17 protein-coding genes are annotated in these 22,627 nt (G+C 66.0%); 5 read left to right on the top strand and 12 right to left on the bottom strand.

The genetic code is table 11. The annotated features are described in order from the left end of the window. Positions 1-77: 77 nt before the first annotated feature. From thpD to HV798_RS28230, 5 genes are all read right to left on the bottom strand, one after another. Positions 78-1,001, bottom strand: a complete 924-nt coding sequence (gene thpD / locus HV798_RS28250) for an ectoine hydroxylase (protein ID WP_175192652.1) — start codon at positions 999-1,001, stop codon at positions 78-80. A 15-nt stretch (positions 1,002-1,016) separates the two neighbouring features. Continuing rightward, positions 1,017-1,421, bottom strand: coding sequence for an ectoine synthase (locus HV798_RS28245; protein ID WP_025135189.1), 405 nt, complete (start codon positions 1,419-1,421; stop codon positions 1,017-1,019). Next, complete coding sequence (gene ectB / locus HV798_RS28240; RefSeq protein WP_025135188.1) at positions 1,418-2,725, bottom strand: diaminobutyrate--2-oxoglutarate transaminase; 1,308 nt, start codon at positions 2,723-2,725, stop codon at positions 1,418-1,420. Before ectB ends, HV798_RS28245 begins: the two co-directional genes overlap by 4 nt. 126 nt (positions 2,726-2,851) lie before the next feature. Continuing rightward, positions 2,852-3,412 (bottom strand): diaminobutyrate acetyltransferase, encoded by a 561-nt coding sequence (gene ectA / locus HV798_RS28235; protein WP_175192653.1) that lies wholly within the window; start codon positions 3,410-3,412, stop codon positions 2,852-2,854. Further along, the gene (locus HV798_RS28230; protein WP_175192654.1) at positions 3,409-3,957 is read right to left on the bottom strand and encodes a MarR family winged helix-turn-helix transcriptional regulator; all 549 of its coding nucleotides are present in this window, start codon (positions 3,955-3,957) and stop codon (positions 3,409-3,411) included. The genes ectA and HV798_RS28230 overlap by 4 nt, the downstream gene beginning before the upstream one ends. Before the next feature lie 253 nt (positions 3,958-4,210). Between HV798_RS28230 and HV798_RS28225 the strand changes: the two genes are divergently transcribed. Together HV798_RS28225 and HV798_RS28220 are read left to right on the top strand one after the other, a co-directional pair. Then, positions 4,211-5,158 (top strand): MurR/RpiR family transcriptional regulator, encoded by a 948-nt coding sequence (locus tag HV798_RS28225; RefSeq protein ID WP_425486175.1) that lies wholly within the window; start codon positions 4,211-4,213, stop codon positions 5,156-5,158. Between the two features lie 40 nt (positions 5,159-5,198). Beyond that, the gene (locus HV798_RS28220) at positions 5,199-6,539 is read left to right on the top strand and encodes an aspartate aminotransferase family protein (protein ID WP_175192655.1); all 1,341 of its coding nucleotides are present in this window, start codon (positions 5,199-5,201) and stop codon (positions 6,537-6,539) included. A 105-nt stretch (positions 6,540-6,644) separates the two neighbouring features. Here HV798_RS28220 and HV798_RS28215 read toward each other — a convergent pair whose 3' ends face one another. The 5 genes from HV798_RS28215 to parE all read right to left on the bottom strand — a co-directional run bounded on the left by HV798_RS28215 (position 6,645) and on the right by parE (position 13,706). After that, on the bottom strand, positions 6,645-7,907 hold the full coding sequence (locus tag HV798_RS28215; RefSeq protein ID WP_175192692.1) for a DUF418 domain-containing protein: 1,263 nt from the start codon (positions 7,905-7,907) through the stop codon (positions 6,645-6,647). 23 nt (positions 7,908-7,930) lie between these two features. Further along, complete coding sequence (locus HV798_RS28210; RefSeq protein WP_175192656.1) at positions 7,931-8,578, bottom strand: TetR/AcrR family transcriptional regulator; 648 nt, start codon at positions 8,576-8,578, stop codon at positions 7,931-7,933. A 204-nt stretch (positions 8,579-8,782) separates the two neighbouring features. Continuing rightward, positions 8,783-11,104 carry a DNA topoisomerase IV subunit A gene (parC, locus tag HV798_RS28205; protein WP_175192657.1) on the bottom strand — a complete coding sequence of 774 codons (2,322 nt, stop codon included), beginning with the start codon at positions 11,102-11,104 and terminating at the stop codon, positions 8,783-8,785. A 35-nt stretch (positions 11,105-11,139) separates the two neighbouring features. Beyond that, positions 11,140-11,745, bottom strand: a complete 606-nt coding sequence (locus HV798_RS28200) for a YcxB family protein (RefSeq protein ID WP_175192658.1) — start codon at positions 11,743-11,745, stop codon at positions 11,140-11,142. After that, positions 11,745-13,706, bottom strand: coding sequence for a DNA topoisomerase IV subunit B (gene parE / locus HV798_RS28195; RefSeq protein ID WP_175192659.1), 1,962 nt, complete (start codon positions 13,704-13,706; stop codon positions 11,745-11,747). Before parE ends, HV798_RS28200 begins: the two co-directional genes overlap by 1 nt. A 327-nt stretch (positions 13,707-14,033) precedes the next feature. On the opposite strand from parE, the gene trxA reads away from it, so the two are divergent. Together trxA and rho are read left to right on the top strand one after the other, a co-directional pair. Beyond that, a complete protein-coding gene (trxA, locus tag HV798_RS28190) occupies positions 14,034-14,360 on the top strand; it encodes a thioredoxin TrxA (RefSeq protein ID WP_025135179.1) in 327 nt (108 codons plus the stop codon). 117 nt (positions 14,361-14,477) lie between these two features. Beyond that, complete coding sequence (gene rho / locus HV798_RS28185) at positions 14,478-15,737, top strand: transcription termination factor Rho (protein ID WP_006218533.1); 1,260 nt, start codon at positions 14,478-14,480, stop codon at positions 15,735-15,737. A 103-nt stretch (positions 15,738-15,840) separates the two neighbouring features. On the opposite strand, the gene HV798_RS28180 is transcribed toward rho, so the two are convergent. After that, positions 15,841-16,014, bottom strand: a complete 174-nt coding sequence (locus HV798_RS28180) for a hypothetical protein (RefSeq protein WP_246289258.1) — start codon at positions 16,012-16,014, stop codon at positions 15,841-15,843. Between the two features lie 90 nt (positions 16,015-16,104). After that, complete coding sequence (locus HV798_RS28175; protein WP_281360926.1) at positions 16,105-19,743, bottom strand: YhdP family protein; 3,639 nt, start codon at positions 19,741-19,743, stop codon at positions 16,105-16,107. A gap of 84 nt (positions 19,744-19,827) precedes the next feature. On the opposite strand from HV798_RS28175, the gene glnE reads away from it, so the two are divergent. Then, complete coding sequence (gene glnE / locus HV798_RS28170) at positions 19,828-22,602, top strand: bifunctional [glutamate--ammonia ligase]-adenylyl-L-tyrosine phosphorylase/[glutamate--ammonia-ligase] adenylyltransferase (protein WP_175192660.1); 2,775 nt, start codon at positions 19,828-19,830, stop codon at positions 22,600-22,602. Positions 22,603-22,627 lie beyond the last annotated feature (25 nt).

Genomic DNA, 22,627 nt, shown 5'->3' with positions numbered 1-22,627 from the left:
CGCAGGCGTGGAAAAGAGCGGCAAAGCATAGCGGATGGACGAAAAAAAGCCCAGGCGGACCTGGGCGGGAATCTGGTTCAGCCTACCAGTTTCAGGGCATCCAGCGGCGTCACCGCCTTGAACGCCTTGCGCGTGGCGATGTGCTCGGGGCGCGGGGTCAGGCCGTACTTGGGCGGCTCCAGCGTGTTTTCCATGCTGTTGTAGACCATGAACACGTTCGACCGAGGCCACGGCGAGATGTTGCTGTTCGAGCCGTGCATGGTGTTGCAGTCGAAAAACACCACCGAACCGGCCTTGGCGGTCATCGAGCGGATGCCGCCCTGCTCCACCAGCAATTGCAGGCTGACCGGGTCCGGCACGCCGTATTCCTGTTTCTTCAGCGATTGCTTGTAGTGCTCGTTGGGCGTTTCGCCGACGCAGGAAATGAACTGGCGATGCGACCCGGGCACCAGCATCAGCGGCCCGTTGCAGTCGTTGTTCTCGGTCAGCAGCACCGAGCAGCTCAGGGCGCGCATCGACGGCATGCCGTCTTCCACATGCCAGGTCTCGAAATCCGAATGCCAGTAGAACTCCTTGCCCTTGAAGCCAGGCTTCATGTTGGCGCGGGACTGGTGGATATAGACTTCGGACCCCAGAATCTGGCGGGCAACGTTTACCAGCCGCGGGTCACGCACCAGGCGCGCCAGCACAGGGTTCAGCACGTGCACCATGAAGATGGAACGCACCGCGTTGCTGCCGGGCTCGGTGATCGATTCTTCGCGGCGGATGATGGACGGGTCGCGCGTCATGCGCTCGACCTCGGCCGACAGCGCGCGCACTTCGGCTTCCGAGAACAGGTCTTCGAGCAGCAGAAAGCCGTCGCGCTCGTACGAGCCGATCTGTTCGCCGCTCAGGGCGTTGGCGTAGCTGCCTTCGCCGTAGACCACGGGGTCCTGGCGGGAAATGATGGCGGAACTTCGATCCGTACGGGAGGCGTACGGATCCTGTGCAGGTGAGATCATGCGAACCTCCTTGTATCAGGCCGCTTTCGCGTGGGCTTCAGGCAAGGCGTAGACGCCCTCTTTGTCGTGCACTTCCTGGCCGGTCAGCGGCGGGTTGAAGACGCAGATGACCCGCAGCGGCTCCTTGCCGCCGCACAGCCAGTGCTCGTCGTGCTCGTTCAGGGCGTAGACCACGCCGGGCCCCAGGTCGTATTTCTTGCCGTCGGCAATGGTCTCGATCGAACCGTCGCCTTCGATGCACCACACCGCTTCCAGGTGATTCTTGTAGTGGATATGGGTGCGGCCGCCCGGGAAGATGGTGGTCTCGTGGAAGGAAAATCCCATGCCGTCCTTTTTCAGCAGCACACGGCGGCTGACCCAGGTGTCGGTGCGGACTTCATCGGCGGTGCCGATCACATCTTTGACATTGCGTACGATCATTGACGTTTTCCTCCAAATTTGAGAATGCGGGCGGACTGCCCTTCTTCGGCCAGCGCGTCGGCCACGCTGGCCTCGATCACATCCAGACCCTTGCTCAGCAGCTCTTCCTCGATGGTCAGGGCCGGCAGCAGCTTCAGGACCTCGTCGTGGGCGCCCGACGTTTCGATGACGACACCGCGCTTGAATGCATTGGCGGCGATGCGATTGGCCAGCGCGGGCGTGCTGTTGCACACCAGGCCCTGGATCAGGCCGCGGCCGCGCACCGACAGGCCGGCGTTGGGATAGCTGTGAACCAGGTTTTCCAGCCAGTCGCGCACCAGGCGTTCCTTGCGCTGGATGTCCGCGGTGAACGCGGTGTTGGCCCAGTAGGTTTCCAGTGCCTGCGTCGCGGTGACGAAGGCCAGGTTGTTGCCGCGGAACGTGCCACTGTGGGCGCCCGGCTTCCAGATGTCGAGCTCGGGCTTCATCAGCACCAGCGACATCGGCAGGCCAAAGCCCGATAGCGACTTGGACAGCGTGATGATGTCGGGGCGGATGCCGGCGGCCTCGAAGCTGAAGAACGTGCCGGTGCGGCCGCAGCCGACCTGGATGTCATCCACGATCAGCAACATGTCGTGGCGCTTGCACAGCTTGTCCAGTTCCTTCAGCCAGCGCAGCGTGGCCACGTTGACGCCGCCCTCGCCCTGCACCGTTTCCACGATGACGGCGGCAGGCTTGTCCATGCCGCTGCTGGGATCTTCCAGCATGCGCTCCAGGTAGGCCATGGTGTCCACGTCCGGCCCGAAATAGCCGTCATAGGGCATGAAGGTGGTGTTGGCCAGCGGGTAGCCGGATGCATCGCGGAACTTCATGTTGGCCGTCACCGCCAGCGAACCGCCGCTGACGCCGTGAAAGCCGTGCGTGAAGGAAATCACATTGGGCCGCCCTTTGACCTGGCGCGCGATCTTCAGCGCCGCCTCGACCGCATTGGTGCCGGTGGGGCCGGTGAATTGCAGGGTGTATTGCCAGTTGCGCGGCTTGAGCAGCACACGGTCGACGGTCTCGAGGAATTTCTTCTTGGCGCTGGTGGCCATGTCCAGGCCGTGGACCACGCCATCGGACTGCACGTACTCGAGCAGTTTTTCCTTCAGCACCGGATTGTTGTGGCCGTAATTCAAGGTGCCGGCGCCGCTGAAGAAGTCGATGTATTCGCCACCGTCCTCGTCGACCAGCGTCGAGCCCCTGGCCTGGCTGAAGATCACGGGAAACGAACGGATGTAGCCCCGTACTTCCGACTCCATCCGGTCAAAGATTTTCAAGTCCATGTGATTAATCCTCCCTTTCATCTCATAAGTTGACAGACGGCCAGAGCCCCTCCGCATGCGCGCCAGGCGCATCCGGATCAGAACAGCCATCCCGGTTTTCGATAAGGACCCGCAGGGTTCCCGGCCTTACGGCGCGGGCAACGTGAACGGGCCTATCCTCAACAACATCTCGTCGTCGTGGTCCGCGCCGCCGAACAATTGCCGATCGAAGAAGGGCTGCTCGGAGACGTGGGCGCCCAATTCGCCGGCCAGGCCGGAGAAAGTGCGGCGCGATGCCTGGTTGTCAGGCGCCACCGTGGTTTCAAGATGACGAACATGCTCGAGCCCCTTGCGTCGCAAGAGCTCCCGAAGCATGGCGCGGCCTAACCGTTGGCCGCGTGCGCGGGTGTGCACGGCGACCTGCCAGACGAACAACACGTCAGGCTTGTCGACAAGCACGTAAGCGGAGATAAATCCATCGATGCGTCCTCCGGCGCTTTCGGCCAGGACGCAGGTGCCGCGGTTGTGCTCGCACAGGAGCAGGTACGCGTATAGGGAATTCACATCGAGTGGCGGGCACTCGGAGATAAGCTGGTGGATCGCGGCGCCGTCTTTGCGGCGGGGCTCACGCAGGAGATGCGTTTCGCTGCCCGCCGCCGGCGCCACGGCACTTGAGTTGATGGGGTCGATCAGTTCGTTTGTTCTCATACAACCAGTCCCGATTCGGGAGGCGCCCCACCGGTGGGCACCTCGAGGATGGGCGACGTCACGTCACCATGGGTATCCGTTGCGACCCCGCTCTCTTCTTCCATGAGCGCCACGATGCGCTCGAGCGACAGCGTGATGGTGGCCTGCTCCAGCTCGGGCAACGCGTTCAGCGCGTCAGCCAGGTGCTTTTGCAGCGGCGACGGCGCCTGCTGGGCGAGTTCGCGGCCGGCGTCGGTGGCGGTCACGAAGACGATGCGGCGGTCTTCGCGGCCGCGTTCGCGGCGGATCAGGCCCTTGTCTTCCAGGCGGTCAAGAATGCCGACGACCGTGCTGGGGCTGACATGGATTTCGCGGCTGATCGCGGTGGCCGTCAGCGGGCCGTTCGCGATGACCGTACGCAGGCACATGAGCTGCGGCGCCGTGATGTGGCTGACCGCAGACAACTGGCGCGAATGCAACGCGATGGATCGCGTGATTCGGCGCAGTGCCCGCAAGATGCGCAGGTCATATTGCTGCGAGGGGTCGGTTACGGTCTGTTTATTCATGACTGAATTAGTTCAGCTAAATTGATTTCTATACGAATGATATGGGTGACCTATCCCTGTGTCAAACCCGATCACCGGCCATTTTGTAATCATTTCCGCGCTAATTCCCGGCATGTCCCCAAGGGCGTTCCCAGGGGGACAGCCACGTTACGGTTTGTCGGAGTTGTCGTACAGTCCGCAAATAAAACATCTGTTTTTTACTTCAATATAGATATAGCATTTGTTTTATATCGTTCTGGCTCCCGACGTCACCGTGACAACCGTCCTGCAAGACCATCTGCGCGAAATCAGCGCCACCCTGCCCGCCGAGATGCAGCGCGCAGCGCGTTGGGTGCTGGCCAATCCGGCCCAGGTCGGGCTGTGGTCGATGCGTCGGCAAGCGCAGGCCGTCGGGGTGTCGCCGGCCACCATGCTGCGGCTGGCCCGCGCGGCGGGGCACGACAGCTACGAGGCCTTTCGCGCCCCGTTCCAGCGTGCGCTGGCCGGTGCATCGGACGCCAGCCTGCGTGACCGTGCGGCGCGTTTGCAGGCCTCGCACGCGGGCCAGGCCGGCGGCCGCGGCCACGACACCCTGACGCAATTGCAGACCGAGGCCATGGCGTCGATCTGGCAAGCCAATGACGAAGCCGCGTTCGACGCGGCCGTCGCTGCGCTGCTGGCCGCGCGCCAGGTCGGTTTCCTGGGCACGCGATCGGCCTTCGGCATCGCCTTCCAGATGCGCTACGCCTACCATCTGCTGCGCCGCAACGGCATCCTGATCGACGGCCTGGGCGGGGCATCCGCCGAAGACGCCGACAGCCTGCAGGAAGGCGATGCGCTGGTGGTGATTTCGCAAGCGCCCTACCCGGCCGCCACGGTGCGCCTGACGCGCCAGATCGCCGCGCGCGGCGTGACGATATTGGCGCTGACCGACAGCGCGGCCGGCCCGGTGGCCCAGGCTGCCGACCACGTGCTGCGCTTTACCCGGCCCGACGATCCGACCACGGCCGACGCGGGCCCCGATGCATCGGCCCAACGCGGCCCCGGCTCGTTCTTTCACAGCACCGCCGGCCTGCTGGGCCTGGCCGAACACCTGATCGCGCGGCTGGCGGCCCGCGGCGGCGACGCCGTACTGCAACGCCTGGCCGATATCGAAACCCGCCTGCAGGCCGACGGCGCCTATTGGCGCGAACCGACGCGCAGACGCGGCGTCGCCCCCTGACCCTTTTCCCTCGCTTCCCACGCCCCTGGAGACCCCAGCCATGACCCGCTCCCGCGTTCTACACCGTTCCCTGCGCAGCACGCCGCCCGTCGCCGTACGCGGCCAGGGCGTCTGGCTCTATGACCAGGAAGGCCGAGCCTACCTGGATGGCTCGGGCGGCGCGGCGGTTTCCTGCCTGGGGCACAACCATCCCGACGTGCAGGCGGCCATGCATGCGCAGATCGATGCGCTGGCCTATGCCCACACCAGTTTCTTCACGACCGAGGTCGCCGAGGAACTGGCCGGCATGCTGGTCGCCGATGCGCCCGCCGGCACGTCGCACGCGTACTTCGTGTCGGGCGGCTCGGAAGCCATCGAGGCCGCGCTGAAGATGGCGCGACAGTACTTCGTCGAAATCGGCCAGCCGCAGCGCCGCCACATCGTGGCGCGACGCCAGAGCTATCACGGCAACACGCTGGGGGCCTTGGCGGTGGGCGGCAACGCCTGGCGCCGCGCCCAGTTCGCGCCGCTGCTGATCGATGTCGAACACGTGTCGCCCTGCTACGCCTATCGCGACCAGCGCGCCGGTGAAACCGACGACCAGTACGCCGACCGCCTGGCGCAAGAACTGGAACAGGCTTTTGAACGGCTGGGCCCCGACACCGTGATGGCCTTCGTGGCCGAACCCGTCGTGGGCGCCACATCGGGCGCGGTGACGGCCGTGCCCGGTTATTTCCGCCGCATCCGCGACGTCTGCGACCGCCACGGCGTGCTGTTCATCGCCGATGAAGTCATGTGCGGCATGGGCCGCACCGGCACCTTGTACGCCGTCGAACAGGAAGGCGTGACGCCCGACCTGATCACCATCGCCAAGGGCCTGGGCGGCGGCTACCAGCCGATCGGCGCGGTCATGGCACAGGAACGCATCGTGCAGGCCATGCAGCAGGGCAGCGGATTTTTCCAGCACGGCCACACGTACCTGGGCCACGCGACGGCCTGCGCGGCATCGCTGGCGGTGCAGCAAGTGATCCGGCGCGACAACCTGCTGGCGCGCGTGCGCACGCAAGGCGAGGGCCTGCGCCTGCGCCTACAACAAGCGCTGGGCGAACATCCGCACGTGGGCGATATCCGCGGGCGCGGCCTGTTCATGGGCGTGGAGCTGGTGCGCGACCGCGCCAGCAAGGCGACCTTCGACCCGGCCGTGACGCTGCACGCGCGCATCAAGCGCGAAGCCATGGCGCGCGGCCTGATGGTCTACCCCATGGGCGGCACGATCGACGGCCGCCAGGGCGACCACGTGCTGCTGGCCCCGCCCTTCATCATCTCGGACGACGAGCTGGACCAGTTGACCGAGCGGCTGGCCGGCGCGATCGACGCGGCCATCGCCGACGCCGGGCGCTGAGACGGCTGCCGGAAGACGCCTGACAGGCGCCGGATCGACCTCACAACCCCTGCCGGTGCGGCGGCGCCGTCCGGCTCAGACCCGGGCCGCGCCCCAGAGGCCGGCCTAGCCGCCCCGCTCCGCGGGCAAGCGGCGCCAGGCCGGCCACGCGCCAATGGTCAGCGCGCGCAAGAACCATTCGACCGGACCGTAGGCGTGGCGGCGCAGCCACCATGCCGACAAGGGCAGTTGCGCCGCGAACAGCATCGTGGCGATCAGCAACGTCATGCCCGGCGACACGCTGCCGGACAGCCGCAGCCCCCAGGCCGTGAACAGCCACGCACACACCACCGATTGCATCAGGTAGTTGGTCAGGGCCATGCGGCCGGCGGGCGCCAGCCAGCGGGCCAGGCAGGCGCCAGGGCGCGTGCGCATGGCCAGCAGCAGGGCCGCGGCGTACGACATGCTCAGCAACGGCGCAGTGAACAGGTCAGCGGCCAGGCCCAGCGTTTCCCACACCCGTGCCGTATCCAGGCTGGTGGTCGCGTAGAACGCGGACCCCGCCAGCCCCGGCAATGCGCCCAGCGCGCAGAGCAGCCACAGCACGCGCGGCTCGCGCCACGGGTCGGCCAACGCCTGCCGGCGTCCCAGGGCGTAACCCACCAGGAACATCGCGAACACAAACGGCCCCTGCACCAGCACGATGGTGGCCCAGGTGACCGAGGTCAGTTCTTGCCAGTGCCGGGCGATGGTGGTCATGACCGTCCCGCGATAGGCCTCGATCGCCGCCAGAGCGTCGGCGGCGGACACCTTGGCCGCGGCGCGGCTGAACGTCGCGGTGCCGACCGGGTCCAGCAGGCTCAAGGCGCCCAGCGCCGCCCAGGCCAGCGATACCAGCCCGATCAGCCACAGCGCCCGTTGCAACGCACGGCCCGGCTCCATGCCGCGGCAGGCCATCAATATCAAGCCCAGCAGCGCATAGGTCAGCAGGATGTCGCCCTGATAGAACAGCACGGCATGCGCCAGGCCCAGCGCCGCCAGCCCCAGCAGCCGCCTGAAAAAACGCGGCGCGAAGGCGGCCCCGCTGCGTTCGGCCGCGGCCATCTGCAACGTGAAGCTGTAGCCGAACAAGAACGAGAACAGCAGGTAGAACTTGGTCTCGAACAACCACGCGACCAGCCAGCCCACCACGTGGTCCTGCGGCCGCGAGAAGTCGGGATGGGGAATCCCGCTGGCGTAGAAGGGCGAGGCGAACACGCCGATATTGACCACCAGGATGCCAAAGAGCGCGAAGCCCCGCAGCGCATCGACGTGCGCCAGGCGTTGGGGTGCGGCTTGCGCGCCGCCCTGCCGCCCCGGCAGTCCCGTGTCGGGCGTTTGTGGCGCCATCTGCGGCGCTTGCACAGGCGTACTCATGCGCCCTCTGCCGTCGTGCCTTTGCCCGTTTTGCCGTGGCCCCCCGGCAACGGCGGCTGGCACCCTTGCAACGCGCCATCGAGCAACCGGCCGCCCGCAGCCACATCGAATCGGGGGTCGACCACCGACCGGCTGTAGACACCATCAAGCAGCAACAACAGCATGTCGGCCATTTCCGCGACGGGCCGCGGCAGCGCGTCGGGCGGCAGCGGGCGCCACACGGCCGTCAGCAACGCCGTCAGCGCCGCTTTGCGTTCGGCTTCGTTGGCCATGACCAGGGCGTGAACCCGCGGATTGCGCACCGCCTCGGCCAGCACCTCCATGCCCAGACGCACGAAGGCAGGGTCCTGGTACTGGGCCAGGTTGTCGCCGACCCAGCGGGTCAGGGCCGCGCGCGCATCGGGCTCGGCGTCTGCACCTTGCTGGCGTTCGCGCAGCGCCTCGGTGTCCGATGCGATCAGGGCTTCGATGATCTCTGCCTTGCTGGCGTAGTAATGGAACAGGTTGCCCGGGCTCATGCCCGCGCGCGCGCAGATCTGCGCGGTGGACGTGGCGTGAAAGCCGTGTTCGGCGAAACACTCGGCCGCGGCGGCCAGTATCTGGCGGCGACGCTCGTGCTGTCTGGCGGGATCTATTTTTCGCATGAGGACTAAGGCGATGTTGTCCGGGTCGTCAGGATTTTATTAATAGACTGATTGATCTATCTATTAAATATCACGCCCCTTCCCGAGGTCAAGCCTGGCATGCCGACGGCGGCCAGGCCTGGGCAAAAAGCCCCACCGCGCCCATAAAAAAAAAAGCGGCGCCCGCAGGCGCCGCCTTCATGGATGCCGTGCATCCCGCCGCGATCAGCCCAGCACGGGCGACAGCAACGGCTGCTTGGGCCGCACGTCCAGCGCCCGGCCCTTGCGCGCACGCTTGCCGACATAGATGGCCAACGCGTCGCCGACCAGGATGTCTTCGGTGTGCTTGTTGCGGTAGATGCCCGCGGCGCGCAGGCCCAGCGCACCAATCGGCACGGTCTGGTCGAGCTTGTCGGCGCCATCCAGGCCCATCAGGATGGTCCCACGGCCGCCGCCGGACAGCGCCTTGACCTCGTCCAGCCCGAACACCAGGAACTTGCCCTTCTGCGACAGCAAGGCCAGTTGCTTGGCGCCATCGAACAACGGCACGGGGTGCAGCAGTTCATCGCCCGCTTCCAGCGTGATGAACTGCTTGCCGGCGCGCTGGCGGCTGATCATGTCCGACAGCTTGGCCGAGAAGCCATAGCCGCCTCGCGTGGCCAGCAGCCAGCGGCTGTCGGGCGCCGCCGCGATGGTGTGCACGATGCGCGAACCGCTTTCCAGGTCGATCATGGTGGTGACCGGCTGGCCGTCGCCGCGCGCCGACGGCAGGCTGGCCACCGGCACCGAATAGACCCGGCCGTTGTCGCCCATGGCGATCAGCGTGTCGGTGGTGCGGCATTCGAAGGCGCCGTACATGTCGTCGCCCTGCTTGAAGGCGAATTGCGACTTGTCGTGGCCGTGGCCTTGGCGGGCGCGCAGCCAGCCCTTTTGCGACACCACCACAGTAACGGGCTCGTCCAGCACCTTGGTTTCGAGCACGGCGCGTTCGGCCGTTTCGATCAGGGTGCGGCGGTCATCGCCATACTGCTTGGCGTCGGCCTCGATTTCCTTGATGAGCAGGCGCTTGAGGGTGTTGGGGTTGTCCAGCAGCTCTTGCAAACCGATCTGGTCCTTGCGCTTTTCTTCGAGTTCTTTCTCGATCTTGAAGCCTTCCAGGCGTGCCAACTGGCGCAAGCGCATTTCCAGGATGTCTTCGGCCTGGCGCTCGGACAGCTTGAAGCGTTCCATCAGGGCCGCGCGCGGCTCGTCGGATTCGCGAATGGTCTGGATGACCTCTTCGACGTTCAGGTAGACCACCATGCGGCCTTCCAGCACATGGATGCGGTCGATGACCTTGTCCAGGCGGAAGCGGGTGCGGCGCACGACGGTATTGGTGCGGAATGCCAGCCATTCGACCAGGACGTCGCGCAGGCCCTTCTGGCGCGGACGGCCGTCGGTGCCGATGCAGACCAGGTTGACCGAGGCGCTGCTTTCCATGCTGGTCTGCGCCAACAGGGTGTTGACGAATTCGTCGCGATCGACGCGCGAAGTCTTGGGTTCGAACACCAGGCGCACCGCGGCATCCTTGCCGGATTCGTCGCGCACGGCGTCCAGCAGGTTCAGCATCACGGCCTTGGCCTGCGTTTGCTCGGGGGTCAGGCTCTTCTTGCCGCTCTTGACCTTGGGGTTGGTGATTTCCTCGATTTCCTCGAGCACCTTCTGGCCCGAGGTGCCCGGGGGCAGCTCGGTGACCACCAACTGCCACTGGCCGCGCGCCATTTCCTCGAACGTCCAGCGGGCCCGCACTTTCAGCGAACCGCGCCCGCCCGCGTAGATCTGCGCAATATCGGCAGCGGGGGTGATGATCTGGCCGCCCCCGGCGAAATCGGGGCCCGGGATCATGCCGTAGAGCTCGGCGTCCGGCAGTTGCGGATGCTTGATCAGCGCCACGCAGGCCTGGGCGACTTCGCGCAGGTTGTGCGGCGGAATTTCTGTGGCCATGCCGACCGCGATGCCCGATGCGCCGTTGAGCAGCATGACGGGCAGGCGCGCCGGCAGCATCTGGGGTTCTTGCTGGCTGCCGTCGTAGTTGGGCACGAAGTCGACCGTGCCTTCGTCCAGCTCGTCGAGCAACAGCTTGGCGATGGGCGTCAGGCGCGCTTCGGTGTAACGCATCGCGGCGGCATTATCGCCATCGCGCGAACCGAAGTTGCCCTGGCCGTCGATCAGCGGATAGCGCAGGGAAAAATCCTGCGCCATGCGCACCATGGCGTCGTAGGCCGCCTGGTCGCCGTGGGGGTGGTACTTGCCCAGCACGTCGCCCACGACGCGCGCGGACTTCACGGGCTTGGCGCCTGCAGCCAGGCCCATGGCCTGCATTGCGTACAGAATGCGGCGCTGCACGGGCTTTTGGCCGTCGCCCACGTCCGGCAGGGCCCGGCCCCGCACCACGGATACTGCGTAGTCCAGATAGGCCTGTTCGGCATAGCGCGCCAGGGTGATGGCGGCATCGCCGCCCTCTTCGGGCGCGGCGTCGAACAAACCGTGTTGATTGCTGTCGGTCATGATGGTTTCAGGTAGACAAATTCATTGAAACGGCGTCATTGGGGACGCGCGGCGTCCAGCAGCTGGATATCGGCCACGTGCGCGCGCAGTTGGGCGCGCACCGCATCCAGCGTCGCGGCGTCTTGTCCGCGCTTGGGGATGATGACGCCCTGCAGGGTGCCCAGGATGACGTAGAGATGCTGCGGCGTTTCCTCGACCCGGCGCACATCGCCCCAGGCGAGCTGCCCCGACGCACCGGCGACGGTGTCGTCGATGCCAGCCGGCCCGAAGACCAGCTGATGGCGGCCCAGGAACAGGCCGTCGGGCCGCTTGGCCAGCATACGCCGCGTGTTCATGCGCACCAGCCCCGGCAGCACGAACTCGTAGGCCAGCGCCAGCAACGCCAGGATGCCCAGGCCCACGGCCAGGCCCTCGAAGTACACGGGCAGCATCAGGCCCCAGTTGGGCCCATTGCCGCCCCAGGTCTGCCAGGCCAGGTACGCGAACAGCACCACGATCATCAGCACGGCAAAGCGCAGGTGCGACCGGTAGCGGCGGCGCCGCAGCTCCGGCCGCTTGTACACGTACGCCGAGAAATCGGCGTAGTCGTCGGCCGTGAGATCGACCGCCATGGACGCGGGCGGCAACGGGGCCTGCGCCATCAGATGTCGAGCTCCGCCAGGTTGCCCTTTTCTTCGATCCAGGCGCGGCGCTGCGACGATTCACCCTTGCCCATCAGCATGTCGAACATGCGGGTGGTGTCTTCGGGGGTCTGGTCGCCATAGCCCACCGGCAGCAGCCGGCGCGTGTCCGGGTTCATGGTGGTTTCCCAGAGCTGCTCGGGGTTCATTTCGCCCAGGCCCTTGAAGCGGCTGACCGCCCAGGCGCCTTCGCGCGAGCCTTCCTTGCGCAGCTTGTCCTGCGCGGCTTCGAGCTCGCCTTCGTCCAGGCAGTAGATCTTGCGCGCCGGGCGCTTGCCCTGCGCCGGCACATCCAGGCGAAAGAGCGGCGGCTTGGCCACGAACACGTTGCCGGCTTCGACCAGCTTGGGAAAGTGCTTGTAGAACAGCGTCAGCAGCAGCACCTGGATGTGCGAACCGTCGACGTCGGCGTCCGACAGGATGCAGATTCGGCCGTAGCGCAGGCCAGACAGGTCCGGCGTATCGTTGGGCCCGTGAGGGTCCACGCCGATGGCGACGGAAATGTCATGGATTTCGTTGTTGGCGAACAGGCGATCGCGGTCGACCTCCCAGGAATTGAGCACCTTGCCGCGCAGCGGCAGGATGGCCTGGAATTCCTTGTCGCGGCCCATCTTGGCGGACCCGCCGGCCGAATCGCCCTCGACCAGGAAGACCTCGGTGCGGGTGGCGTCGCTGGACTCACAGTCGGTCAGCTTGCCCGGCAACACGGCCACGCCGGAGCTCTTGCGCTTTTCGACCTTTTGCGCCGAACGCTGGCGCGCCTGCGCCTGGCGGATGGCCAGTTCGGCCAGCTTCTTGCCGTATTCCACATTGCTGTGCAGCCAGAGGTCGAGCGCGCTCTTGGAAAAGCCGCCCACCAGGCGAACCGCGTCGCGGCTGTTCAGGCGTTCTTTGATCTGGCCCTGGAATTGCGGGTCGAGCACCTTGGCCGACAGCACGAAGCTGGCGCGGGCGAATACGTCTTCGGGCAGCAGCTTGACACCCTTGGGCAGCAGGCTGTGCAGTTCGGCAAAGCCCTTGACCGCGCCGAACAGGCCTTCGCGCAGGCCGGATTCGTGCGTACCGCCGGCCGGCGTGGGGATCAGGTTGACGTACGACTCGCGCACGGCATTGCCGTCTTCGGTCCAGGCCACGACCCACTGGGCGCCCTCGCCTTCGGCGAAGTTCTCGTGGTCGGCGCCGGCATATTGCTCGCCTTCGAAGAACGGCACCATCAGTTCGGCGCCGGACAGCGCTTCGGCCAGGTAGCCGCGCAGGCCGTCCTGGTACTGCCAGGTCTTGGTGTCGCCGGTCTTTTCGTTGACCAGCAGCACCTTCACGCCCGGCAGCAGCACGGCCTTGCTGCGCAGCAGGTGGGTCAATTCGCCCAACGGAATATTGGGGCTGTCGAAATACTTCGCGTCGGGCCAGACCCGCACGCGGGTGCCCGACTTCTTGCGGCCGCCCTGATCGTAGGGGGCCAGGGGTTCGGCGACGTCGCCGCCCTTGAAGACCAGGCGGTTGACCGCCCCGTCGCGCCAGACCACGACTTCCAGGCGGGTCGCCAGGGCGTTGGTGACGGATACGCCGACACCATGCAGGCCGCCGGAAAAGGCGTAGGCGCCGCCGCCGGCCTTGTCGAACTTGCCGCCCGCGTGCAGGCGGGTGAACACCAGTTCCACGACGGGCGCGTGTTCTTCGGGGTGCAGGCCGACGGGAATGCCGCGGCCGTCGTCTTCGACGGAAATGCTGCCATCGATATGCAGCGTGACCTGTATCTGTTTGCCGTAGCCAGCCAGGGCTTCGTCTGCGGCGTTATCAATGACCTCCTGCACGACGTGCAGGGGGTTTTCGGTGCGGGTGTACATGCCCGGGCGCTGGCGCACGGGCTCCAGCCCCTTCAGGACGCGGATGGACGCCTCGTTGTAACGTGGAGTGGCCAAGTTATCCCCAACATCTGTGGAAAAAAACCGACATTTTACGGATAAGCCCAGATTCTGCGCGGCTCCGGGTGGAATGCGCACGACCTGACCAGCTCCGAATTCGGTAGGATGACGATAGACACAGCCAGCGTAGCCGGGTTCAACCACCCCGATCACGACAACTGCGCCGCAACATCCTACACAAAAGCGGCAAACCCTGTTGTTATAAACAGTGGTATGACTGTCGTTATTGACAGTGGTATGCTTTAATCCATTCCACAAACAAGAACAACGGCAAGGCGCGTCCCTTTTTACGCGCCTTTTGCTGCCGAACCGAGAATCACCATCATGAGCGACCAAATCAAGAACGTCAGTGACGCGAGCTTCGATGCCGATGTGTTGAAATCCGGCCAGCCGGTGCTGGTGGACTACTGGGCTGCCTGGTGTGGCCCCTGCAAGATGATTGCCCCGATCCTGGAAGAAGTTGCCACCGAGTACGCTGGTCGCCTGACGATCGCGAAGCTGAACGTGGACGAGAACCAGGGCACCGCCTCGAAGTACGGCATCCGCGGCATTCCCACCCTCATGCTCTTTAAAGACGGCCAGGCTGCCGCCACCAAGGTTGGCGCGCTGTCGAAGTCGCAACTCACCGCATTCCTGGACGGCGCGTTGTAAACTGCGTGCTGTGAACGAAGGCGCCGCCCTGGTGGCGGCGCTCATTCAATACCGCGCGAGCCCGTCCGTGGCGCGCCGCCAGAACCCTCCTTTACTTTTCCCCCACCACTCACCGCGATGCACCTCAACGAACTGAAGGCGCTGCATGTCTCGCAGCTGCTGGAAATGGCCGCTGGCCTGGAAATCGAGAACGCCAACCGCCTGCGCAAGCAGGAGCTGATGTTCGCCATCATGAAACGGCGCGCCAAGCAAGGCGAGCAGATCTTTGGCGACGGCGTGCTTGAAGTCCTGCCCGACGGCTTCGGTTTCCTGCGCTCGCCCGAGACCTCGTATCTGGCCAGCACGGACGACATCTACATCTCGCCGTCCCAGATTCGCCGTTTCAACCTGCACACCGGCGACTCGATCGAAGGTGAAGTGCGCACGCCCAAGGATGGCGAGCGCTATTTCGCCCTGGTCAAGGTGGACAAGGTCAACGGCGTGGCGCCCGAAGCGATCAAGCATCGCATCATGTTCGAGAACCTGACGCCGCTGCACCCGAACCGGACCATGCGTCTGGAACGCGACATCAAGAGCGAAGAAAACCTCACGGGTCGTATCCTCGACGTCTTCGCCCCCATCGGCATGGGCCAGCGCGGCCTGATCGTCGCCAGCCCCAAGTCGGGCAAGACGGTGATGATGCAGCACATTGCGCACGCCATCACCACCAACTACCCCGACGCCGTGATGATCGTCCTGCTGGTGGACGAGCGCCCGGAAGAAGTGACCGAAATGCAGCGCACCGTGCGCGGCGAAGTGGTGGCCTCGACCTTTGACGAACCCGCCACCCGCCACGTGCAGGTTGCGGAAATGGTCATCGAAAAGGCCAAGCGCCTGGTCGAAATGAAGAAAGACGTGGTGATCCTGCTGGACTCGATCACCCGCCTGGCCCGCGCCTACAACACCGTCGTGCCGGCTTCCGGCAAGGTGCTGACCGGCGGTGTGGACGCCAATGCCCTGCAGCGCCCCAAGCGCTTCTTCGGTGCGGCGCGCAACCTCGAGGAAGGCGGTTCGCTGACCATCCTGGGCACCGCGCTGATCGAAACCGGCAGCCGCATGGACGAAGTCATCTACGAAGAATTCAAGGGCACGGGCAACTCCGAAGTCCACCTTGAACGTCGCCTGGCCGAAAAGCGCGTCTACCCGTCGATCAACCTGAACAAGTCGGGCACCCGCCGCGAAGAACTGCTGATCGCCCCGGACCTGCTGCAAAAGGTCTGGGTGCTGCGCAAGTTCATCCACGACATGGACGAAGTCCAGTCCATGGAATTCATCCTGGACAAGATGCGTGCGACCAAGACCAACGCCGAATTCTTCGACATGATGAAGAAGAAGTAAGCCGGCCTTTCGCGACGCTTATCGATTTGGCGAGGACAGCCCCAAGGCGGTCCTCGCCAAATGCTTTATGGGGTGGCGTTTCGGTGAGTCTTTGGGCCAGCGATCACTGCAACTTGGGATCAGGAAATGGCAGCTTGTCCTGGGACGAACTGGGCTGGGCCTTCCACTTCTTGCCCTGCTTGTAGAAGTCCATCTGGTTTTCGTTGACCGCGGCCCCCATCGTCACCGCCACCGTGCACGCCACCTGCCCCGGGTGGGTGGCTTCTTCGGCCGCCACGCAGGTGCCCAGCTTGACCTTGGACGGGCGCGACAGCCCGGTGCCTGTACGGTCTGTATCGCAATGTCAGGCCTCGCGCGGGCCGCCCAATCAATGTTCGATGAACTCTTCCAGGCTGCGCGGCTTGGGCGTCTGCTTGGGCGCCGGCTTGCCCGAGGCATCGATGGGATCGATCTGCGGATCGTCCCAACTGCCGGTGACGGCGTATTCCAGGGTCATGGCCCGCGCCAGCGGCTGCTTGAGCAGCCACTGCGTCACGAATGCCCCCAGGCCGATCAGCGGATTGACGGCCAGCGCCGTCACCATGGCCGCGCCGCTGGCGTCCAGGTTGGGAATGACCACCGCCTTCAGATTCCAGCGCTCTTGCACGATGTTGACGCCGCCGGCCAGCACGATGGCGGCCACCGGGCCGTTCAGCTTGTAACCCTCGGTGGTCAGCGAACCGTCGGCCATTTTGACCTGGCCTCGCACGGTATCGAACGGAAATCCGTCGCGCAGCAGGCTGGTGGGGTTCACGTCCAGCCGGGCCAGGCGCTGCAAGGATTGCAGCGACAGCAATTCGAGCAAGCGGGCCGTGCGCGAGTTCACGTGCATGAAGCGGCCCTTGTCCAGGCTGATCTCTGCGTCGCCGACGATGTCGGCAATGTTGTGGGTCCAGGGCAGATTGCGCCAGGTGGCCTTGCCCTTGACGCTGCCCGTGCCGCCAGACACCACGTGTTCGAAGCCGATGCGGTCCATGAAGCTGCCGACGTTCTCGAACTTGACCGTGGCATCGACCGTCAGCCCGCGATCCGGTCCTTCGAGCCGCCAGGCGCCAGTGGCGTTCAGCGTAGCGGCGTCGTTGGTGATCGACAGTTTGTCCAGGCGCCATTGGCGGCCCCGTTCCAGATTGGTCCCCAGCACCTGCAATTCGCCCAGGTTCTTGCCATACAGCTTGAATTCCTTGGCCTGCAGGTCAATGGCCGGAATGTCGGACAGGTCGCTCCCCGACGACAAGGCCTTGTCGGCCTCATTGGTGTCATCCGCGCCGCCCAGCGCCAGGTGCTTCAGGCGCGCCGTGATCTGGCCGGCGATGGCGCCCGAGGCCTCGCGCCACGACAGCGAACCGGCCGCCTGGCGCGATTCAAGGTCTACGCGCCACTGCGCCGGGGCCGGACGGGTGGCGTACAGGGTCAGGTCGTTCAGGGTGTAGCCGCTGGTGCGCAGCACCCCCGTGGCAAGACTGATTCGCTCGGGCTGCGGCAGCAGCGGACGGGCGGCCGGACGCCCCTTGACGGGCGGCGGGCTGAAACCGTCGGACACGGCCTCCCAGCCGTCCATGTCCAGTTCAGGCAGGCTGGCGCTCAGGCTCAGGCCACGTTCGGGCAGGCTGGCCGGACGACCGATGCCCAGCGTGCCGCGGGCGAAATACGAGGGCGACGAATCCGTTGGGTCCCGTTCGAACAGCGCATTGATGTTCTCGCCCAGGCTGGCCGTGAGCCAGCGGCGGCCCTTGGCGCCGCGATCCTGCGCGGCGCCCCACTGCAGCTTGAGCGTCTGCGCGGTGGCAGCGGGCTTGCCCACCGGCGCCGGCATGTTGATCGCCATGCCGACCAGATCGGTTTCCATCGCCAGTTCGACCGACCCGCCGCGCTGATAGCCCACCGAGCCTTTATAGGCGGCCTTGCCCGAAAACCGCGCCATCGACGGCGTATTGCTGATCTGCGTCAGGCCCGATCCCGCCAGCACGCCATCAAAGCGCAAGACGTCCTTGGGCTGGGACAGGCTGCCGGATATCTTGACCGGACCGCCCAGGAACTGCGCGCGGATTTCCTTGGTATGCACGCCTTTTTCCGAAAATTCCAGGTCGCCATGCATCTGGCTGAGCAAGGGCATTTCGGGCATGAAAGTGAACGTGTTGTCGGCGAACTGGATCTTGCCCTCGACCTGGGTGTCGTCCGTGTTCATCAGCGGCACTTTCAACTTCAGCGGCATGCGCCAGTTGCCGGTGCCCCGGGCTTCGTCCAGCGCCCCATCGAGCAGGCCGCCCAGAGGCGAGTTTTCGGCCAGCGCCAGGTAGGCGGGCACCGTGCCGGTCGTGTCGCCATTGACCGTCAGCTGGGCGTTGTGCTCCATGTCGGGAATGCTGGCGGTCACCGCGCCCAGCGTCACCGTCTGGTCCGGGCCGGTGTGGGCCACCGCACCGCCGGGGCTGTCGAGCACCAGGCCAACCTTGTCGACCCGGAAGCTGCCGGACAGGTTTTCCAGCATCGGCCAGCCCTTGCGGTGGCTGCGCGCCGGCGCGTAGTCGACCTTGGCGCCCGAATAGGCGCCCGCGATGACGAATTCGCCCGTCGAACCCGGCGCGCCAAACGGAAACTCGTCCAGGTCGCCCTTGAGGGTGATGGAGGCCGATTCCATCACGCCTGCGGGCAAGCCGGTGGCCAGCCACTCGCGTGCGTCGGCGTTGACCTCGAGCGGCAGATAGCGGTGGATGGCGTTCATCTTGCCCCGCACCAGCGTGCCGCGCATGTCGACGCTGCCCGCCCCGCTCTTGCCTTCCTTGCGCCATTGGCCTTGCAGGCGGACATCCAGGTCGCTGTTGGCGATACGCAATTGGCCGACGTCCACGAACCAGTTCTTGGCATCGGCGCCTTTGGTCTGGGCGTCCAATGCCAGTTCGTCGGCCACCAGCTCGGGCTGTTCGAAGACGCCGGGCAACGCCACGCGCAATTGTTCGACACGCCCCTTGACCGACAGATTCGCGGCGCCAGGGCTGCGCGCCAGCGGCACGCTGGCGCTTTCAATGAAGTCGCCCGGCGTGCCTTCGATGCGCAGCTGGGCATAGCCGCTGTGGACGGCGGGCCCGTCGGCGGCCGCGGTCCAGCCGAGGCCGCGCCCCGCCACGTCCGCCGTCAGCGTGGTGAACTTGCCATGATCCAGCTGCAGCCAGGCCCGGCCGCTGATGCGTCCCTTGATAGGAGGCGGCGGCGCCCACGGCGCCCAGGCCTGCGGCTCGGCGTCTTCCAGGGCGGCATAGAGTTCACCGCTCCAGTTGGCCGGGTTGGACGCATCGCCCGCGAACAGGCTGCGATTGAATTCGCCGCGCAGGTCCAGCTTGCGGCCCAGCGCCGGATCGGCGTCGGCGCGCAGCACGAAACGATGCGACAGGCTGCCGTTGCGGACCAGGAAATCGACATTGCTCAATACCAGGTCGGGCGCCTGGCGCATTTCGTCCTGCCAGCGGATGGTGGCGCCGCGGATGAGCAATTCGCGCTGCGCGGTCAGCCAGCGCAGCGCGGGATGATCCAGGTCCGAGCGGTGATCGCTGGCATTGAGGTCGATGCTTTGACCCGCCACCCACAGGTGATTGTCGGTATCGCGGCGCAGGGTCAGTTCGGGCTGCTCGACGCGCAGGCGCACCAGCTTGGGCGACAGGGTCAGGATGCTGCGCCAGGCGAGCACGGCGGACACCGACGGCAGCGTCAGCACTGGCGCCGCGACGCCGTCATGTACCGCTACAGAGGTCAGTTCCAGCCGGGGGTTCAGGCCTTGCCAATCCGCCTTGATGGCGCCGATCGAGACGCGTGCGCCCAACGCCTGGCTGGCGTAGGCTTCGATCTGGGGCCGCCACTGGTCCACGCGCGGCAAGACCCAATAGCGCACGCCCAAGAGCCCGACGGCCACGACGCTATAGATAGTCAGCGCCGCCCAGAACAGGCAGCAGAGCACTTTTTTTGAAACAGACACGGATCGGTGGGCAGGAGAATATGTCTTGCGGTATCGTCCCCACTTATACCTGAAACGCGCCCATTCGTCTCTCGCCTGATACCCATGTCCACGCCCTCCCTGCTCGCCCCCGCCCTGGCCTGGTCCGGCCACCTGCGCCGCCGTCTGGATGCCCATCCAGACCTGGCCGCCTGGCTGGAAGACGCCGTGCGCCTGCCGGTCACCCCCGAGCGGCTGGCGCAGTGGCAGGCGGAGCTGGCGGGCCCCGGCGCGCCGGCCGTGCTACCGGTGGACCTGTGCCGCCAAGTGCTGCGCAAACTGCGGGAACGCGTGTTCAGCACGCTGATCGTGCGCGACCTGGCCGGCCAGGCGCCGCTTGAAGAAGTGGTAGGCGCCATGACGACGCTGGCCGACATGGCGGTAGCGGCTGCCTACCGCAGCGTGGCGGCCGACCTGGCTGCCGTGCATGGCGTGCCGCGCGATCCGGCCACCGGACAGCCCCAGGAAATGCTGATCGTGGGCATGGGCAAGTTGGGCGGCTGCGAGCTCAATGTCTCGTCCGACATCGACCTGATCATGCTGTATGGCGAGGAAGGCGACACCGACGGTCCGCGCCGCATCAGCCACCACGAGTTCTACGGCCGCCTGACCCGGCGCATGATGCCCGTGCTGTCCGAGGTGGATGCGAACGGCCAGGTTTTTCGTACCGACCTGCGCCTGCGTCCCGACGGCGATGCCGGCCCGCTGGCCTGGAGCCTGGATGCGCTGGAACACTACCTGATCGGCCAGGGCCGGGAGTGGGAACGCTATGCCTGGCTCAAGGCGCGGCTGATGCCCGCCCAGGCGTTCGAGGGCAGCGACAGCGCGGCCCAGGCGCGCCAGCTGGAAAGCCTGCGCGTGCCCTTCGTGTACCGCAAATATTTCGACTTCGACGCGCTGGCCGCGCTGCGGGCCCTGCGCGAGCGCATTCGCCAGGACTGGCAGCGGCGCGCCATGGCCCGCAACGGCATCGACAGCGCCAACAACATCAAGCTGGGCGATGGCGGCATCCGCGAGATCGAATTCGTGGTGCAACTGGCCCAGCTGATCCGTGGCGGCCGCATGCCGGCCCTGCAAAAGCGGGGCTTGCTGGAAGCGCTGCACGCCGAATGCGTCGCCGGTCTGGTGCCCGAAGACGACGCGCGCCGCCTGGAAGAGGCCTACCGTTTCCTGCGCCGCACCGAACACGCGCTGCAATACCGCGAAGACGAACAGACCCACCTGCTGCCCGGCGACCCCGCACTGCGCGCCGGACTGGCCGCTGCGCTGGGCTTCACCCCGGAAGATTTCGAAAGCACCCTGGCCGCGCACCGCCAATTCGTTTCGCAGACCTTCCGCAACGTGTTCCGGATGGTGGGCATGGACACCGAGGACACGGCCAATGCGCCCGATGCCCAAGGCGACCCGGCGACGGGCGAACCGGACAGCGAGTGCGAACTGGCCGAGCAGATCCGCCAGGCCTTCGGCGACGAAGCCGACGACCTGCTGCGCCGCACCGAAACCCTGCTGGGCAGCCACCGTATCCGCAGCCTGCCGGAAAGCAGCCGCCGCCGCATGGAAGTCCTGTTGCCTGCCGCGCTGCGCGCCGCCCGCCAGACGCCGGCCCCGCTGGCTGCGGCCGTGCGCCTGTTCGACTTGATCGAAAAGATCGCCCAGCGCAGCGCCTATCTGGCCCTGCTGGCGGAATATCCCGACACCCTGGCGCGCGTAGCCCGCATGGTGGCCGCCAGCCCTTGGGCGGCCCAATACCTGACGCAGCATCCGCTGCTGCTGGACAGCCTGATCGACTGGCGCACCCTGTTCGAACCGCTGGACTTCGCCCAGATCGCCCGGCAACTGCGCGCCGACCTGGACGCCTGCCGCCTGCCTGACGGCGATCCGGACATCGAACGCCAGATGAACCTGATGCGCGACGTGCAGCGCCAGGCCAGCTTCCAGCTGCTGGCGCAAGACCTGGAAGGCGAACTGACGGTCGAGAAACTGGCCGACCAGTTGTCGGCGCTGGCTGACCTGCTGCTCACCGAAACCATCCATCGCACCTGGCCGCTGGTCAACAAAGTGGCCGGCGCCAAGCCCCATTTCGCGGTGATCGCCTACGGCAAGCTGGGCGGCAAGGAACTGGGGTATTCGTCGGACCTGGACCTGGTGTTCCTGTACGACGACCCGCGCGAAGACGCATCCGAGGTCTATGCCAAGCTGGGCCGACGCATGACGTCGTGGCTGTCGACGATGACCTCATCGGGCCGTCTGTACGAAATCGACCTGCGCCTGCGCCCGGACGGCGATGCGGGCCTGTTGGCCGTGTCCGTAGAGGCCTTCGAGCAGTATCAGCAGAAGCACGCCTGGGCCTGGGAGCACCAGGCACTCACCCGGGCCCGCTACGCGTCGGGTGACGCAGCCGTCGGCGAGCGTTTCGAGCAGATCCGCGAGGCCATCCTGGTGATGCCGCGCGATGCGGCCGCGCTGCGCGACGAAGTGCTGGCCATGCGCGAGAAAATCAACGCCGGCCACCCGAACAGCAGCGGCAAGTTCGACCTGAAGCACGATAGCGGGGGCATGGTCGACGTGGAATTCGTGACCCAGTACCTGGTGCTGTGCCATGCGGGCACGCACGCCGTGCTGGTGCGCAATCTGGGCAACATCACGCTGCTGCGCCTGGCCGGCGAGGCGGGCCTGATCGACCCCGCCCTGGCGGCGCGCGCGGGCGACGCCTACCGAGTATTGCGGCGCATCCAGCACCAGCTGCGCATGCAAGGCGTGGAAAAGGCCCGGGTCGCCCCCGACCAGTTGCAGGCCGAGCGCGCCGCGGTGCGCGAACTCTGGCAGGCAGTGTTCGGCTGAACAATCAGGGACGCGCCAGGCAGCC

Origin of the sequence: Achromobacter deleyi (assembly GCF_902859705.1) — a bacterium.
Taxonomy (GTDB): Bacteria; Pseudomonadota; Gammaproteobacteria; order Burkholderiales; family Burkholderiaceae_B; genus Achromobacter; species Achromobacter deleyi.
This window is presented reverse-complemented; position numbering and strand designations above follow the sequence as displayed.